Consider the following 15,736-nt stretch of genomic DNA (forward strand, 5'->3'; position numbering starts at 1 on the left):
ATGGGTCTGAAAAATTTATTTGAAAAATATGAGCACCAATTTGAACCCGGTGGAAAATTAGCAAAATTCTATCCATTGTATGAAGCTGTTGCGACAGTCTTCTATACACCGGGCACGGTAACAAAAGGTCGTTCACACGTACGTGATACTATCGACCTCAAGCGCATGATGATTTTAGTCTGGCTTGCGGTTTTCCCTGCGATGTTCTGGGGGATGTATAACGTCGGTAACCAAGCTATTCCTGCACTGCATCATTTATACAGTGGCGCTGAACTGCAACAAATTTTAGCGAGTGATTGGCACTATTCTCTGGCTCAGTTATTAGGCGCTTCTTTAGCACCAGATGCTGGTTGGGGCAGCAAAATGCTGCTAGGTGCAATTTACTTCCTGCCAATTTACTTGGTGGTATTCTTGGTCGGCGGTTTCTGGGAAGTGTTGTTTGCCATGATCCGTGGTCATGAAATCAACGAAGGCTTCTTTATCTCCTCTATTTTATTTGCGCTGATTGTTCCGCCTACCATTCCATTATGGCAAGCGGCGCTCGGTATCACCTTCGGTGTGGTTGTCGCAAAAGAAATTTTCGGTGGTACAGGTCGTAACTTCCTTAACCCTGCATTAGCGGGTCGTGCTTTCCTTTTCTTTGCTTACCCTGCACAAATTTCAGGTGACTTAGTTTGGGCTGCTGCTGATGGATTCTCTGGTGCAACGCCTCTATCCCAATGGGCGACGGGTGGTGTGAGTTCACTGGTAAATACAGTAACTGGCGAGCCAATCACTTGGATGCAAGCCTTCCTAGGTAATATGCCGGGTTCAATTGGTGAAGTTTCTACCTTGATGATCTTCATCGGTGGCGCATTTATCATCTTCTTCCGTATCGCCTCTTGGCGCATCGTGGCGGGTGTAATGCTAGGTATGATTGCCATGTCTTACCTGTTCAACTTTATCGGTTCAGACACCAACCCACTGTTTGCTATGCCATGGTGGTGGCACATGGTCTTAGGCGGATTTGCCTTCGGTATGATCTTTATGGCGACAGACCCTGTATCAGCTTCTTTTACCGATAAAGGTAAGTGGGCATACGGGATTTTGATCGGCGTAATGTGCGTACTTGTTCGGGTTGTGAACCCTGCATACCCAGAAGGGATGATGCTCGCAATCCTGTTCGCCAACCTGTTTGCTCCTCTGTTTGACTATATGGTCGTTCAAGCAAATATTAAACGGAGAAAAGCCCGTGGCTAATGATAAACCAGTAAATAAAGATGGCGTCGGCAGAACATTTATCGTTGTTTTCATTCTCTGCTTAGTTTGTTCCGTCGTTGTTGCCGGTGCTGCGGTTGGTCTGAAACCTCAGCAACAAGAACAAATGATGTTAGATACTCAACGTAATATTTTAAGTGTTGCAGGTCTATTGCAACCTAAAATGAGCGCGGAAGAAATTCAAAAAGTGTATGGCGAGCGTATCGAGCCTAAGCTGCTGAACTTTAAAACCAATGAGCTATCTAACAGCGTAAGTCGTTTTGACTTAAACAGCGAACTGCGTAGCGAAGAGACCAGCATCGCGTTATCCCCAGAAGAAGACATTGCGAAAATTCGCCGTCGTGCCAATAGCGCTGAAATTTATTTGGTTAAAGATGAACAAGGGAAAGTGACCCAAGTGATTCTGCCAGTTTATGGTTCAGGTTTATGGTCAGTGATGTATGCCTTCATCGCGGTAGATATTGATGGTGTAACCTCTCGCGGTATTACCTACTATGCGCATGGTGAAACGCCAGGTCTGGGTGGTGAAGTTGACAACCCACAATGGAAAGCACAATGGCCAGGTAAAAAACTGTTCAATGAGCAGGGTATCCCTGCAATCAAAATCGTACGTGGTGGTGCCACCGATAACCCATTTGGTATCGATGGTCTTTCAGGTGCAACGCTGACTTCAAATGGTATTCAACATATGTTTGATTTCTGGCTAGGCGATAACGGTTTTGGTCCGTTCCTGAAAAAAGTTCGTGAAGGAGCGCTGAATAATGGCTGATTCTAAAGAAGTAAAACGCGTCCTACTTGGGCCGTTGTTAGATAATAACCCGATTGCATTGCAAGTTTTGGGGGTGTGTTCCGCATTGGCGGTGACCACTAAACTTGAAACTGCATTGGTTATGACCATCGCCGTAACGTTAGTTACCGCGTTTTCTAACTTTTTTATCTCATTAATTAGAAATTACATTCCAAGCAGTGTTCGTATTATTGTTCAAATGGCAATTATTGCATCATTGGTAATTGTGGTTGACCAAATTTTACGTGCCTATGCCTATGAAATTTCGAAACAACTTTCCGTATTCGTTGGTTTGATTATCACCAACTGTATCGTGATGGGGCGTGCTGAAGCGTATGCGATGAAAGCACCACCAATCGAAAGTTTTATGGATGGTATCGGTAACGGTCTTGGTTATGGTGTGATTCTGGTACTGGTTGGCTTCCTGCGTGAGCTATTTGGTTCCGGTAAATTGTTTGGGATTACGGTATTTGAATCACTGCAAAATGGTGGTTGGTACATGCCAAACGGCTTATTCCTGTTAGCGCCAAGTGCATTCTTTATCATCGGTATGCTGATTTGGGGTCTACGTACTCTGAAACCAGCTCAGATAGAGAAGGATTAAGAGCATGGAACATTATATTAGCTTGTTTGTAAAAGCCATTTTCATCGAAAACATGGCGTTAGCTTTCTTCTTAGGGATGTGTACATTCCTCGCGGTATCGAAGAACGTAAAAACTGCTTTTGGACTGGGTATTGCAGTAACGGTGGTGCTTGGGATCTCCGTCCCTGCGAATAACTTAGTGTACAACTTAGTGTTACGTGACGGCGCGTTAGTTGAAGGCGTGGATCTCTCATTCCTGAACTTCATTACCTTTATCGGTGTCATTGCGGCATTGGTTCAAATTCTGGAAATGATTTTAGATCGTTACTTCCCATCACTGTACAACGCATTAGGGATCTTCTTACCGTTGATCACCGTAAACTGCGCAATCTTTGGTGGTGTATCTTTCATGGCTCAGCGTGACTACAACTTCACTGAATCCATTGTTTATGGCTTTGGTTCCGGTATTGGTTGGATGTTAGCGATTGTCTTAATGGCCGCTATTCGTGAAAAGATGAAGTATTCAGACATTCCAGCGGGTCTAAAAGGGTTAGGAATCACCTTTGTTACGACCGGTTTGATGGCATTGGGCTTTATGTCCTTCTCCGGTGTGCAGCTATAAAGGCGAGAAGAATTCATGGATATTATTATTCTAGGCGTAGTTATGTTTACCCTGATTGTCTTGGCGCTGACAGGTCTGATCCTGTTTGCAAAGTCCAAGTTGGTCAATACAGGGAACATTAAAGTTGAAGTCAACGGCGATCCTGATAAGAGCTTTGATGCTCCAGCAGGCGACAAGCTGTTAGGCATGTTAGCAAACCAAGGTATCTTTGTTTCTTCTGCCTGTGGTGGCGGCGGTTCATGTGGTCAGTGCCGTGTGAAAATCAAAGAGGGCGGTGGTGACATCCTGCCAACTGAGCTTTCTCACATCAATAAACGTGAAGCAAAAGAAGGTTGCCGTCTGGCGTGTCAGGTTAACGTAAAACAAGATCTTAAGATTGAATTACCTGAAGAAATTTTCGGCGTGAAAAAATGGGAATGCGAAGTTATCTCTAATGATAACAAAGCAACGTTCATTAAAGAGCTGAAGTTAAAAATTCCTGAGGGGGAAGTGGTTCCATTCCGTGCAGGTGGTTTTATTCAGATTGAATGCCCGCCTCATGTGGTGAAGTACTCAGACTTTGATGTACCTGAGGAATACCGTGAAGATTGGGATAAATTCAATCTGTTCCGCTATGTTTCTGATGTCAAAGAAGAAACGGTGCGGGCATACTCAATGGCAAACTATCCAGAAGAGCGCGGTATTATTATGCTGAACGTGCGTATTGCAACGCCACCTCCGCGTAATCCAGATGTGCCACCGGGAATTATGTCATCGTATATTTGGTCACTAAAACCAGGTGATAAAGTCACAATCTCTGGACCATTTGGTGAGTTCTTCGCGAAAGAAACTGATGCGGAAATGATTTTTATCGGTGGTGGCGCAGGTATGGCCCCGATGCGTTCCCACATTTTCGACCAATTACGTCGTTTAGATTCTAAGCGTAAGATCAGTTTCTGGTATGGTGCGCGTTCGAAACGTGAAATGTTCTACACTGAAGATTTCGATCAATTAGCCGCAGAACATGACAACTTTACATGGAATGTTGCACTTTCTGACGCTTTGCCAGAAGATAATTGGGACGGTTACACTGGATTTATTCATAATGTCCTGTATGAAAACTACCTCAAGAATCACCCTGCGCCAGAAGATTGTGAGTTCTACATGTGTGGACCTCCTGTTATGAACGCCGCAGTCATTAAGATGTTAAAAGACCTCGGTGTTGAGGACGAGAACATCTTACTGGATGATTTTGGTGGTTGATTAGTTGCTGTAAATTATCTATTAAGCGCTCAGGAAACTGGGCGCTTGTTGATTAAAAAGAGGAAAAAATGGGTTTTTTTCCTCTTTTTGGTTGTAAACTGTGAGTCGCCAAATAGGCACTTCAATTTTTAAATGTGAGTATTCTCTAGATTTGTGAATGTTGAGTTTGTTAGACGTCTCAGCACCTACTCTTTCTCTAGTGGGCGCTTACAATTAACGCTGAGAAAATTTATGCTAAACAGAAAATTATTTGCGCCTGTGCTGCTATTCGCAGCCACTCTCCTTCTTGCCGCATGTGGTGGACCTGAACAAAAAAACCTTCAGGGACAAACCATGGGAACCTATTATTCTGTTAAGTTCGTGACAGGCTCTTCAGAGCCTTCATCGGAAGCTATCCAAGCCGAAATCGACAAGCGTTTGGAAGAAGTGAACGACCAAATGTCGACTTATCGCCCAGGTTCTGAATTAAGTCGTTTCAATCAATCCAATGAAGTTAATATGCTATTCCCTGTTTCTGCTGCGACGGCAAAAGTGGTTAGCAAAGCCATTGAGATTAATAAATTAACGGATGGTGGTCTGGATGTCACCGTTGGTCCACTGGTTAATCTGTGGGGATTTGGTCCAGAGGGCAGAGTCACAAAAGCACCAACAGATGAGGAGCTTGAAAAACGCCGCGCATGGGTGGGTATCGATAAGCTCTCTGTACAAGACAATAACTTAATCAAAACCATTCCTGAGCTGTATGTTGATTTATCTTCTATCGCTAAAGGTTATGGTGTTGATGTGGTAGCTGAATATTTAGAGTCCATCGATATCAATGATTATATGGTTGATATTGGTGGTGAAGTCCGTACAAAAGGCAAAAATGGCAAAGAGATACCATGGCGTATTGCGATTGAAAAGCCTGCAACGGATGGCGTGAGTCAAACGGCACAGGAAATCATCGAGCCGGGAGATTTATCTATCGCCACTTCAGGAGATTATCGTAACTATTTTGAACAAAATGGTGTGCATTTCTCACACACCATTGACCCAAAAACAGGGAAGCCAATATCCCACAATTTAGTCTCAATTACGGTATTAGCCGACGATTGCATGAGTGCGGATGGTTTATCAACAGGCTTCAATGTGATGGGACCCGAAGCGGGTCTCGCACTTGCTGAAAAAATGAATATTCCTGTTTTTATGATTGTGAAGACAGATAAAGGTTTCGAAGAGCGTTACACTAAAGCATTCGAGCCATTTTTACAGAAAAAACAGTAAAAGGAGGAAAGCAGAATGTTGAATGTTTTTCTTGCAGCCTTTGCCTTATTTTTGTTGGCATTTCTAGGCATGTCCCTTGGTTATATTATCAAGCGTAAAAGTATCCAAGGCAGTTGTGGCGGTTTAAGTAGCATTGGGGTAGAGAAAGTTTGTGACTGTCCTGAACCTTGTGATGCGCGTAAAAAACGTATGGCTCGCGAAGAAGCGCGCAAAAAAATGCTAGAGAAAAACCGCATTTTGTAATTTCTACTCTGTTACGAATATCAACCCTAGTTGTTTTAATGAGCGGCTAGGGTTTTTTATTTTAAGGTTATCTTGATAAAAATAGCGATGTACTTCATTGGAAACTAAATTTTAAGTAATGGAGCTGAACATGATGTGGAAACTGGGTAGTGTAAAAACATGTGCCGCGAATTCCTATTGAAGCTGAGAGTTACTTTGCCATTATCTTTCTCATTGAGTTTGCATGCTAAGTAATCGATGCTGCTCCATATTTCTCCAGACTTTGTCGTGATTATTCCCATCCAATAACTCTGTTCGGTTGAAGAAAAAGTGAGTTCAGTGATATCACTCAATTTTTTTCCATTCATAAGGTTATAAAAGATAAAAATATTTTCATGTTCATTCGCATTATTTTTGAAAGAAATCTCTACTTTCTTTAAGTCTTCATTCCACAGATTCTCGATAGAGAGCAAACCTTTTGATATCGCCATGTTAAATTCCTTATAAATGAGAGTTTAGATGTATTTACTTATTTTGGCATCGATGATTTATTAAGTAATTAATATTGAATATCATTAACTATTAAAAAAGGAGGAAAAATAAAATAGAAAAATGTGTAGATAGGAAAGAAGAATAATAAAAATAAGCTACTTAAATTGAATGGAAGGTTATCCCTAAAGTAGCTTACGAATTAAAGATTAAGGATTATTTTTTGAAAGCTTTGGGCGAATCTACCATAACGGCATCAGCGCCAATTTCTTTAGCAAGTTGATAATCACTGTCGCTATTTACACCAAATACAATGATGTAAGCGCTGCCATTTTTTCTAAAGCAATCGATGGCTTCTTTATCCCATGAAAGTGTTGCTGGGGAGCGGGCTTCACCGAGGGTATACTTCTCGACAACTTCAACTTTACGATGCAGCTCGAAGCCATACCAGCGAGTCGCAGATTTATCATTATCCAGTGTACATTGATGGCTCATCACACTGCTTGCAAGCATGGAGCGAGTTTCATCACGGCTTTCAAATAATTGTAACTGAGCAGAAAGAGGCTTAAGAGCTTTTAAAAATACATCGTTAGTGGAATAAAAACGAACTTGGTTAAATGCGTTGGTTTTATTCAACAATGCTAAAATAGCTTGAGCTTGAACATTAGGATCTGCATCTGGGGATTTTAAGTCGATATAAAAAATCGTATCGGGGTATTTTTTTAAAACGTCTTCTAGTGTGGTAATCGTAGTTTGTGCAGTGGGTAATTGTTGATTATTTTTCTGATTAAATTTATATGCCGCATTTATCTGGCTTAATTGCTTGGCGGAATAATCAGAAACAGCGCCGCTTTTATCGGTTAATGCATTTAAATCACTTGGGCGATAAAGAACGAGTTGATTATCTTTGCTGAGCTGAACAGTTAACCAAATTGCATCAGCTTTATTGCTTTTGGCTTGTTCGATTGCATAAAGGGTATTTTCAGGGGCATCTGCGGTACCCGCGCGGTGTGCCACAATGTGTGGCGTTAATGCGAAAGCGGATTGGCTAACCAAAAGCAGTAAGCCTATCGCGGCGGATTTTTTGAACACTGACGTTGATATAATTTGCATTTGTATAATCCATAATAATAGAAAATTCAATGAGCTAACATGGGATTGACCGAAAGGTTGTTGTAATATGTTCCATCAGCTTTGTAAGTAATAAACCTATAAATTAGGAGTAACTTTTTACTTTTTCGGTCATTTACAGTATTTCAGTAATACATTTCAAACAGATGAATAAGTTGCATGGCTAATAAAACAACTGTATATTTATTCAGTGATTATTGGTTGGGGTGGCTATCATGCGTAAAATTATTCATATTGATATGGATTGCTTTTTTGCAGCGATAGAGATGCGTGATGACCCCAAATTACGCAATATTCCACTGGCTGTCGGGGGAAGTGCAGACCGACGTGGCGTATTGAGCACCGCAAATTATGAAGCGAGACGCTATGGTGTTCACAGCGCAATGTCGACGGCATTGGCGTTGAAATTATGCCCTCACCTGAAAGTTGTACCCGGACGTATGGCGGTCTATAAAGAAGTTTCCCATCATATTCGCCAAATATTTGCCCGTTTCACCGATCTTATTGAGCCGTTATCTTTGGACGAGGCGTATTTGGATGTGTCGGATTGCCAGCAGCTCCACGGCTCGGCTACACTTATTGCGGAGGCTATCCGCCAGCAAATTTTTGACGAACTGCAACTCACTGCTTCTGCGGGAATTGCTCCGATTAAATTCCTCGCCAAAATTGCATCTGATATGAATAAACCCAATGGGCAATTTGTGATCACTCCACAAGAATTGCCAGCGTTTGTCGCTACACTGCCATTAAAAAAGATCCCCGGCGTTGGAAAAGTAACAGCGCAAAAACTTGCGGACATGGGGTTATTAACCTGTGCGGATGTTCAGCGCTATGACATGTTGGCATTGGTAAAGAGCATGGGTAAATTTGGACAATCGTTGTGGGAGCGCTGTCATGGCATTGATGAGCGGGCGGTGAATCCTGAACGTTTACGTAAATCTGTTGGGGTAGAGCGCACCCTCGCCAAAGATATTCATCAGTGGGAAGAGTGTTTGCCTTTACTCGATACCTTATATGATGAACTGCATTTTCGCTTAGAGAAAGTGAAGCCAGATCTGCGAATTGCTCGCCAAGGCGTGAAATTAAAATTTGATGATTTTCAGCAAACTACGCAAGAGCATGTTTACCCCATTATTGATAAACAGGATCTCATTCAGTTAGCAAAACAGGCTTGGGAAAATCGACGAGCAGGGCGAGGCGTCAGGTTAGTTGGCTTGCATGTGACATTGCAAAATCCACAAATCGAAAGGCAACTTTCACTACTTTTATAGAATATATAAATAAAAATAGGGTCATAAACTATCATTTATGACCCTGATATAGATAGCTTAAAGTCGACTTAGTTTTTCACTGGGATAGCTTTTAAGATAGCAGTTAACAGTGTCCAGTATTGACCTACGCTCTCAATGTGAACGCGCTCATCTGGTGAGTGTGCACCACGGATGGTTGGTCCAATAGAGACCATATCCATTAATGGATAAGGCTTTTTGAACAGACCACACTCAAGACCTGCATGGATAACCATGATATTAGGGATTTTACCAAACAGTTTTTGGTAAGTGTCGCTAACAATATGCATGACTGGTGAGTCTGCATCTGGTTGCCAACCTGGGTATCCACCTTCTGCACGGTGCTGAGCTTTCGCCAGTTTTGTCAGTGATGTCAGCATATTAACGACGTAATTTTTACCTGAGTCGATCAGTGAACGGATTAAGAAGATCACTTCCGCTTTGTCTTCAGTCATTTTCACAACGCCTTCGTTCAGCGAAGTTTCAACAACTCCTTTCACAACATCACTCATACGGATAACACCGCTTGGCGCAGAGTTTAGGAAGAAAACTAAACGTTGTTGGCAATCATCAGTCAGTGCTTTTAAGTCACTCGTCGTTTCATCTAACAGTAAAACTAAGTTAGGTTCTACAGCGGCTAATTCATTTTGCAGAATACCTTCATAGCGCGTTCTTAGTGCAGTTAATTCAGCCACTTTATCAGCAGGTACCGCAATGATTGCATGGCCTTCGCGTGGAATTGCGTTACGCAGTGTGCCACCAGTGAATTCCAGCAGTTTTAAGCTTAAGTCTTCAGCATGACCCGCTAAGAAACGGGCTAACAGTTTATTTGCATTGCCTAAACCTAAGTGAATATCCCCACCAGAGTGGCCGCCTTTAAGGCCTTTTAAGGTCATAGTGAAGGTTTTATAACCTTGCGGTAATGCTTCACGGGTTAAATCAAATGTGGCAGTAAAATCAACGCCGCCAGCGCAACCCATATAAATTTCGCCTTCTTCTTCTGAATCGGTGTTGATCAGAATATCAGCTTGTAACCAATTTGGTTGTAAACCAAAAGCGCCGTCCATGCCCGTTTCTTCGGTCATGGTCAGTAATACTTCCAGTGGACCGTGTTCAACGCTGTCATCCGCTAATACTGCTAATGCGGATGCCATTCCAATGCCGTTATCTGCGCCTAATGTTGTGCCTTCTGCAGTGACCCATTCGCCATTAATATAAGGGCGGATAGGATCTTTAGTGAAATCGTGCTCTGTATCGTTATTTTTTTGCGGCACCATGTCTAAGTGAGCTTGCAGTACAACAGGTTTACGGTTTTCGTAGCCTTTAGTCGCCGGTTTACGGATTAAGATATTACCAACTTGGTCACGCTCAACGTGAAATCCTTTCCCTTTAGACCATTCCATTATATGGGCGGCTAAAGCTTCTTCATGTTTTGATGGGTGAGGGATGGAGCAGATTTTAGCGAAAATATCCCACAGTGGTTGTGGTTTTAGCGTTGATAATTGTGACACGTTCTTCTCCTTGGTGCTTTGATCGTAATCTTCCCGTCATATTTCAAGCTGGGGATTGGCTGACACCCAAAACAATCGACTGACGGCGTTCACCACTTAATTCTGGATTAAGCTTAAGTGTAATAACTCAAGTGTTAAGCGGTTTTATGTATTGATTCAGCATAACACTTTCTATCGAATAATGGAGAGCGTTAATAAGAATAATTCATTTAGTAGGATGGTTTCACTGGTTTTTTCTGCGTCAAATCACTATAATCTCGCGCAACCTTTTTTCCGCAAGACACATTTCTGTTTTACTCACCGTCGGGACCCGAATTTTATGAGCGAAAAATATGTCGTAACGTGGGATATGTTGCAAATACATGCCCGTAAACTCGCACAACGTTTATTACCAGCAAAACAATGGACTGGTATCATCGCAGTTAGCCGTGGTGGTTTAGTCCCAGGCGCACTGTTAGCGCGTGAGCTGGGTATTCGTCATGTTGATACCGTTTGTATCTCTAGCTATGACCATAACAACCAACGCGAAATGCAAGTCATTAAACGCGCAGAAGGTGATGGTGAAGGCTTTATCGTGATTGATGATTTAGTGGATACTGGCGGCACAGCGAAAGCCATCCGCGACATGTATCCAAAAGCACACTTCGTGACTATCTTTGCAAAACCAGCTGGTCGCCCATTAGTGGATGACTATGTGGTTGATATCCCTCAAAACACTTGGATTGAACAGCCTTGGGATATGGGCGTTGTGTTTATCGATCCTTTGTGTGAACAAGATAAGTAGTCTGAACTAAATAATTTAAATCTGTTTAGCTGTGATAGGTTACGGTTGTTTGATAAAAACAACACATTATTACCTAAGCGATTTGAGCTAAACACGATATGATAGAGGGGAGTGCAAAATGCACTCCCTTTTTGTTTATGTGACAGATTTAATAGGTAAAAGTAGGGAACCCACATGACTCAGCAAAATTTATCCGAAAAACTTTTTAAACCTCGCGTTAGACAAGTTGAAACATCAACGTTGGTTTCTTATTCCTCCCATACCCTGTCCCAATTAGAGAACCACAGTGTAATAAGTGGCTCTTCCCATAATCATTGGTATCGTACTATTAACCGTTTAATGTGGATTTGGCGTGGTATTGATGCGATTGAAATTGAAGAAGTTTTAAGCCGCATAGCTATTTCAGATGCTAAACGTAGCCGTGAAGAATGGCTTGATACTGTCATTGGTAATCGTCGCGGTAATTGGTGCTTTGAATGGTCCCATCAAGCCATGCACTGGCAGCAAAAAGCTTTAGAATTTGAAAAAGGTCAGGAGGCGTGTGACGCATGGTTACGTGCTGCTAACTTATACAGTATTGCGGCATACCCGTTTATTAAAGGGGATGAGCTGGCGGATCAAGCGATTGTGTTAGCTTGTAAAGCTTATGATAGCGCAGCAAAATTCTCACAGTATCAATTGAAAAAAATCCCATTTAAAGTTGATGGTGGCAAAGAAGTCTGTGGCTTTTTACATATTCCATCAAATGTCCAAGGTCCTTATCCAACGGTGATGGTCTGTGGCATGCTTGATAGCCTACAGACAGATTACAGCCGCTACTTTCGAGAATATTTAGGGCCTCGCGGTATTGCGATGTTAACCTTGGATATGCCATCCATCGGTTATTCCGGAAAATACAGCCTTTCGCAAGAAACCAGCACATTGCATGAACAGATAGTTCGTCAACTCGACACGATCCCATGGATTGACCACACACGATTTGCAATCACAGGGATCCGTTTTGGTGCAAACATCGCCGTTCGTTTAGCGTATATGTGCCCGGATAAAATCAAAGCCGTTGCGGTGATTGGCCCTATCGTTCATAGCCTATTACATGAAGAAAAATATCAGAAAGATATCCCCCGTATGGTGTTAGATGTTTTTGCTAGCCGCTTAGGGGTTTATCAAGTTGATGGTCAATCGTTACGACATGAACTTAGCTGTTATTCATTGCGTAATCAAGGTCTGTTGGGACGCCGTAACCAAGTTCCGATGATGTCAGTGTGTTTTAAAAATGATCCCTACAGTCCGAAAGCTGATTCAGATTTAATAGCGCGTTCATCTATGGATAGTCATTTATTAATGTTGCCAAGTAGCCCTATTTTAGAGGCTTTCGAGCGTTCAATGTCAGATACAACCAAATGGTTAGAAAGTAAAATATTATAATTTTATTGAATAGCTTGCTTATTTTTTAACATTTGCTAAAAAGGGATCTTCCCAAGAAGGAGATCCTTAATATGGCGTTACCGACTGATTACACAAATGGAAAGTTTTTAAAGAAATTTGCTGCGATAGGGCCTTATTTACGTGAGCAACAATCTATCAAAAACTGCTACTTTTTTGATAGCTTGGTTGTCTGTGTTAATGCGAATATCGTGCCTGAAAAACGTGAGTTTTGGGGATGGTGGTTAGAATTATCCTCCACGGATGAAGGGTTCCAATTTGCTTACAAGTTAGGGATCTACAACAATCAGGGAAATTGGCAAGCAAAAGCCTTGAAGGATGCAGCAACCACGGATGCCGTCGAAAAGAACCTGCATGCTTTTCATCAACGCCTTTCTCAGCAATTATCCGATCTAGAATTAAGCTTGTTCCCCTCACCCTTAATGACAGAATTAAAGCTGGAATTAAGCGCATAAAATTGTTTTAAACCAACTTTTGTTTAATTTTGCGTTATGCCTGTTGGCATAACGCGCATCTCCTGATAAAACTGATACCCACTTTGTATTTATTAATCCTAATGGCAGAAAAATGATGAAAAATAGCCAAACACTCGTGGTCAAACTTGGCACAAGTGTCTTAACAGGGGGCTCACGTCGTTTAAATCAAGCTCACATCGTTGAGTTGGTTCGACAATGTGCGCAGCAATATGAAAAAGGTCACCGGATTATTATTGTCACATCTGGCGCAATTGCCGCAGGACGTGAACATCTCAATTACCCCGAACTGCCTGCCACCATTGCATCTAAACAGCTGCTGGCGGCGGTCGGTCAAAGTCGCTTAATCCAATTATGGGAAAGACTTTTTTCCATCTACGGTATTCACATTGGTCAAATGCTATTAACGCGAGCGGATCTTGAAGATCGAGAACGTTTTTTAAATGCGCGAGACACACTGCAAGCGCTGTTAGACAACGGTATTATTCCGGTGATTAACGAAAATGATGCGGTGGCGACAGCAGAAATCAAAGTCGGGGATAATGATAACTTATCCGCACTTGCTGCCATCCTTGGTGATGCAGATAAATTACTGTTATTAACCGATATTGAAGGCCTATACGATGCGGATCCACGCAGTAATCCGAACGCAAAATTAATCCCTGAAGTTCACGGTATTAATGATGATTTACGCCGTATGGCAGGGGATAGCGTAACGGGCTTAGGTACTGGTGGAATGGCAACAAAATTACAGGCGGCTGATGTTGCTGGCCGTGCTGGGATTGATGTGTTCATTGCAGCTGGCAATAAACCAGATGTGATCAATTCAGTGATTGAAAATATCCCTGTGGGAACCCGTTTTTACGGGCAGAAAAACCCAATGGAAAACCGTAAACGCTGGATTTTTGGCGCGCCAGCGGCGGGAGATGTTTATATTGATGATGGCGCGCAACTGGCTATCACCGAAAAAGGCAGCTCGTTATTGCCAAAAGGTATTAAGAAAATTGAAGGGGATTTCTCCCGTGGCGCAGTGATCCGTATTCGCAATATGGCAGGTAAAGATTTGGCGCATGGCGTGAGCCACTATAATAGTGATGCGCTCAGAATGATTGCCGGTCATCATTCCCAAGATATTGGTAAAATCCTTGGCTATGAACATGGCTCAGTAGCCGTTCATCGCGACGATATGATAGTGAGTTAATTATGTTAGAACAAATGGGTAAAGCGGCGCGCGAAGCGTCATGGCAGTTGGCTCAATTCAATACCAAACAAAAAAATAGTGCGCTTGAGCAAATTGCTTCTCTCTTAGAGCAAAAGAGCGCCAGTATTTTAGCGGCTAACCAGCTGGATATGGCTCAAGCAGAGCAAAGTGGTATGAGCGAAGCATTACAAGACCGTTTATTACTGACCCAAGCGCGCTTAAAAAGCATCGCGGATGACGTTAGAAAAGTTTGCCAATTGGCTGATCCGGTAGGACAAGTTCTTGATGGTAGCGAATTAGATAGCGGGTTGAATCTACAACGTCGTCGTGTTCCGTTAGGGGTTATTGGGGTTATCTATGAAGCTCGCCCTAATGTCACTGTAGATGTCGCTTCTTTATGTTTAAAAACGGGAAATGCGGTCATTCTGCGTGGCGGAAAAGAGACGCATAATACTAACCTTGCTGTGGTAGAGGTTATTCAGCAAGCGCTGAAAAATAGCGGATTACCAACCAATGCGGTACAAGCAATCAATAATCCAGATCGCGAATTAGTGACTCAATTATTAAAATTGGATCGCTATGTGGATATGCTGATCCCTCGCGGCGGCGCGGGTTTGCATAAATTATGTCGTGAGCAATCTACGATCCCAGTGATCACTGGCGGAATTGGTGTCTGCCATACTTTTGTCGATGATTCAGTGGATTTTGATAAGGCTCTGAGTGTCATTACGAATGCTAAAGTCCAGCGCCCAAGTGCATGTAATTCATTGGAAACACTGTTAGTTCATGAAGATATTGCGGAGAGTTTCTTACCGCGTTTGAGTGAAAAAATGGCTCATCAGCAAGTGACATTACATGCCAGCGAAAAAGCTATGGCGTTCTTGAAAGATGGTGCGGCGAAAGTGGTTCCTGTTCAAGCGGAAAACTTAGTTGATGAATGGTTATCTTTGGACTTGAACGTTGAGATTGTTTCAGGAATTGATGCAGCTATCGAACATATTCGCCATTATGGTACCGCGCACTCTGATGCCATCTTAACGGAGTCAATTCGCCAAGCGGATTACTTTGTGCAGCGTGTGGATTCGGCTGCGGTATATGTTAATGCCAGTACCCGTTTTACCGATGGTGGGCAGTTTGGATTAGGTGCTGAAGTGGCAGTGAGCACCCAAAAGCTCCATTCTCGTGGACCGATGGGGTTAGATGCTCTGACCACCTATAAATGGATTGGTTATGGTGACTTTTTAAGTCGCCCATAATTTAATCATAATAATATTGAGCCGCACTGAGTTGTGGCTTAAATTGCAGACAAAGAGGGAGAAAAGCGTGGTTTTCTCTCTTTGTGTTATCAGACGAAAATCAATAAATTGATTTTCGTGGTTTATTTTTACAACCATAAAGCACCATTTCCAAACCAGATAGGTTTTAAAATGGTTCGAGCC

Annotated in this window: 16 protein-coding genes; 13 read left to right on the top strand and 3 right to left on the bottom strand. The window is 42.5% G+C overall.

The window, feature by feature from the left end:
- The 7 genes from LDO51_RS11465 to nqrM all read left to right on the top strand — a co-directional run bounded on the left by LDO51_RS11465 (nt 1) and on the right by nqrM (nt 5,997).
- Entirely contained in the window at nt 1-1,239 is a 1,239-nt protein-coding gene (locus tag LDO51_RS11465) for an NADH:ubiquinone reductase (Na(+)-transporting) subunit B (protein WP_225574678.1), read from the top strand.
- A complete protein-coding gene (locus tag LDO51_RS11470; protein WP_036954191.1) occupies nt 1,232-2,026 on the top strand; it encodes a Na(+)-translocating NADH-quinone reductase subunit C in 795 nt (264 codons plus the stop codon). The genes LDO51_RS11465 and LDO51_RS11470 overlap by 8 nt, the downstream gene beginning before the upstream one ends.
- Nucleotides 2,019-2,648 (top strand): NADH:ubiquinone reductase (Na(+)-transporting) subunit D, encoded by a 630-nt coding sequence (locus tag LDO51_RS11475; protein WP_154604565.1) that lies wholly within the window; start codon nt 2,019-2,021, stop codon nt 2,646-2,648. The genes LDO51_RS11470 and LDO51_RS11475 overlap by 8 nt, the downstream gene beginning before the upstream one ends.
- A 4-nt stretch (nt 2,649-2,652) precedes the next feature.
- Nucleotides 2,653-3,249 (top strand): NADH:ubiquinone reductase (Na(+)-transporting) subunit E, encoded by a 597-nt coding sequence (gene nqrE / locus LDO51_RS11480; RefSeq protein ID WP_006657396.1) that lies wholly within the window; start codon nt 2,653-2,655, stop codon nt 3,247-3,249.
- A gap of 15 nt (nt 3,250-3,264) precedes the next feature.
- A complete protein-coding gene (gene nqrF / locus LDO51_RS11485) occupies nt 3,265-4,491 on the top strand; it encodes an NADH:ubiquinone reductase (Na(+)-transporting) subunit F (RefSeq protein WP_154604566.1) in 1,227 nt (408 codons plus the stop codon).
- 231 nt (nt 4,492-4,722) lie between these two features.
- Nucleotides 4,723-5,754 (top strand): FAD:protein FMN transferase, encoded by a 1,032-nt coding sequence (locus LDO51_RS11490; RefSeq protein ID WP_225574679.1) that lies wholly within the window; start codon nt 4,723-4,725, stop codon nt 5,752-5,754.
- 15 nt (nt 5,755-5,769) lie between these two features.
- Nucleotides 5,770-5,997 carry a (Na+)-NQR maturation NqrM gene (nqrM, locus tag LDO51_RS11495; protein ID WP_006657399.1) on the top strand — a complete coding sequence of 76 codons (228 nt, stop codon included), beginning with the start codon at nt 5,770-5,772 and terminating at the stop codon, nt 5,995-5,997.
- 104 nt (nt 5,998-6,101) lie between these two features.
- On the opposite strand, the gene LDO51_RS11500 is transcribed toward nqrM, so the two are convergent.
- Entirely contained in the window at nt 6,102-6,467 is a 366-nt protein-coding gene (locus LDO51_RS11500) for a hypothetical protein (protein WP_225574680.1), read from the bottom strand.
- Between the two features lie 214 nt (nt 6,468-6,681).
- Nucleotides 6,682-7,578, bottom strand: coding sequence for a glycerophosphodiester phosphodiesterase family protein (locus tag LDO51_RS11505; protein WP_225574681.1), 897 nt, complete (start codon nt 7,576-7,578; stop codon nt 6,682-6,684).
- Between the two features lie 233 nt (nt 7,579-7,811).
- Between LDO51_RS11505 and dinB the strand changes: the two genes are divergently transcribed.
- Nucleotides 7,812-8,867 (top strand): DNA polymerase IV, encoded by a 1,056-nt coding sequence (gene dinB / locus LDO51_RS11510; protein ID WP_225574682.1) that lies wholly within the window; start codon nt 7,812-7,814, stop codon nt 8,865-8,867.
- 68 nt (nt 8,868-8,935) lie between these two features.
- On the opposite strand, the gene pepD is transcribed toward dinB, so the two are convergent.
- The gene (gene pepD / locus LDO51_RS11515; RefSeq protein ID WP_225574683.1) at nt 8,936-10,396 is read right to left on the bottom strand and encodes a beta-Ala-His dipeptidase; all 1,461 of its coding nucleotides are present in this window, start codon (nt 10,394-10,396) and stop codon (nt 8,936-8,938) included.
- 319 nt (nt 10,397-10,715) lie between these two features.
- On the opposite strand from pepD, the gene gpt reads away from it, so the two are divergent.
- The 5 genes from gpt (at nt 10,716) to proA (ending at nt 15,553) form a co-directional block, all read left to right on the top strand.
- Nucleotides 10,716-11,180, top strand: coding sequence for a xanthine phosphoribosyltransferase (gene gpt, locus LDO51_RS11520; RefSeq protein WP_225574684.1), 465 nt, complete (start codon nt 10,716-10,718; stop codon nt 11,178-11,180).
- A 174-nt stretch (nt 11,181-11,354) separates the two neighbouring features.
- Nucleotides 11,355-12,605, top strand: coding sequence for an esterase FrsA (gene frsA, locus LDO51_RS11525; protein ID WP_225574685.1), 1,251 nt, complete (start codon nt 11,355-11,357; stop codon nt 12,603-12,605).
- A 71-nt stretch (nt 12,606-12,676) separates the two neighbouring features.
- The gene (gene crl / locus LDO51_RS11530; RefSeq protein WP_225574686.1) at nt 12,677-13,078 is read left to right on the top strand and encodes a sigma factor-binding protein Crl; all 402 of its coding nucleotides are present in this window, start codon (nt 12,677-12,679) and stop codon (nt 13,076-13,078) included.
- Nucleotides 13,079-13,193: 115 nt separating this feature from the next.
- Nucleotides 13,194-14,297 (top strand): glutamate 5-kinase, encoded by a 1,104-nt coding sequence (gene proB, locus LDO51_RS11535; RefSeq protein WP_036954225.1) that lies wholly within the window; start codon nt 13,194-13,196, stop codon nt 14,295-14,297.
- A gap of 2 nt (nt 14,298-14,299) precedes the next feature.
- Nucleotides 14,300-15,553 (top strand): glutamate-5-semialdehyde dehydrogenase, encoded by a 1,254-nt coding sequence (gene proA / locus LDO51_RS11540; RefSeq protein WP_225574687.1) that lies wholly within the window; start codon nt 14,300-14,302, stop codon nt 15,551-15,553.
- Nucleotides 15,554-15,736: the final 183 nt, after the last annotated feature.

Source organism: Providencia alcalifaciens (assembly GCF_020271745.1).
GTDB lineage: Bacteria > Pseudomonadota > Gammaproteobacteria > Enterobacterales > Enterobacteriaceae > Providencia > Providencia alcalifaciens_B.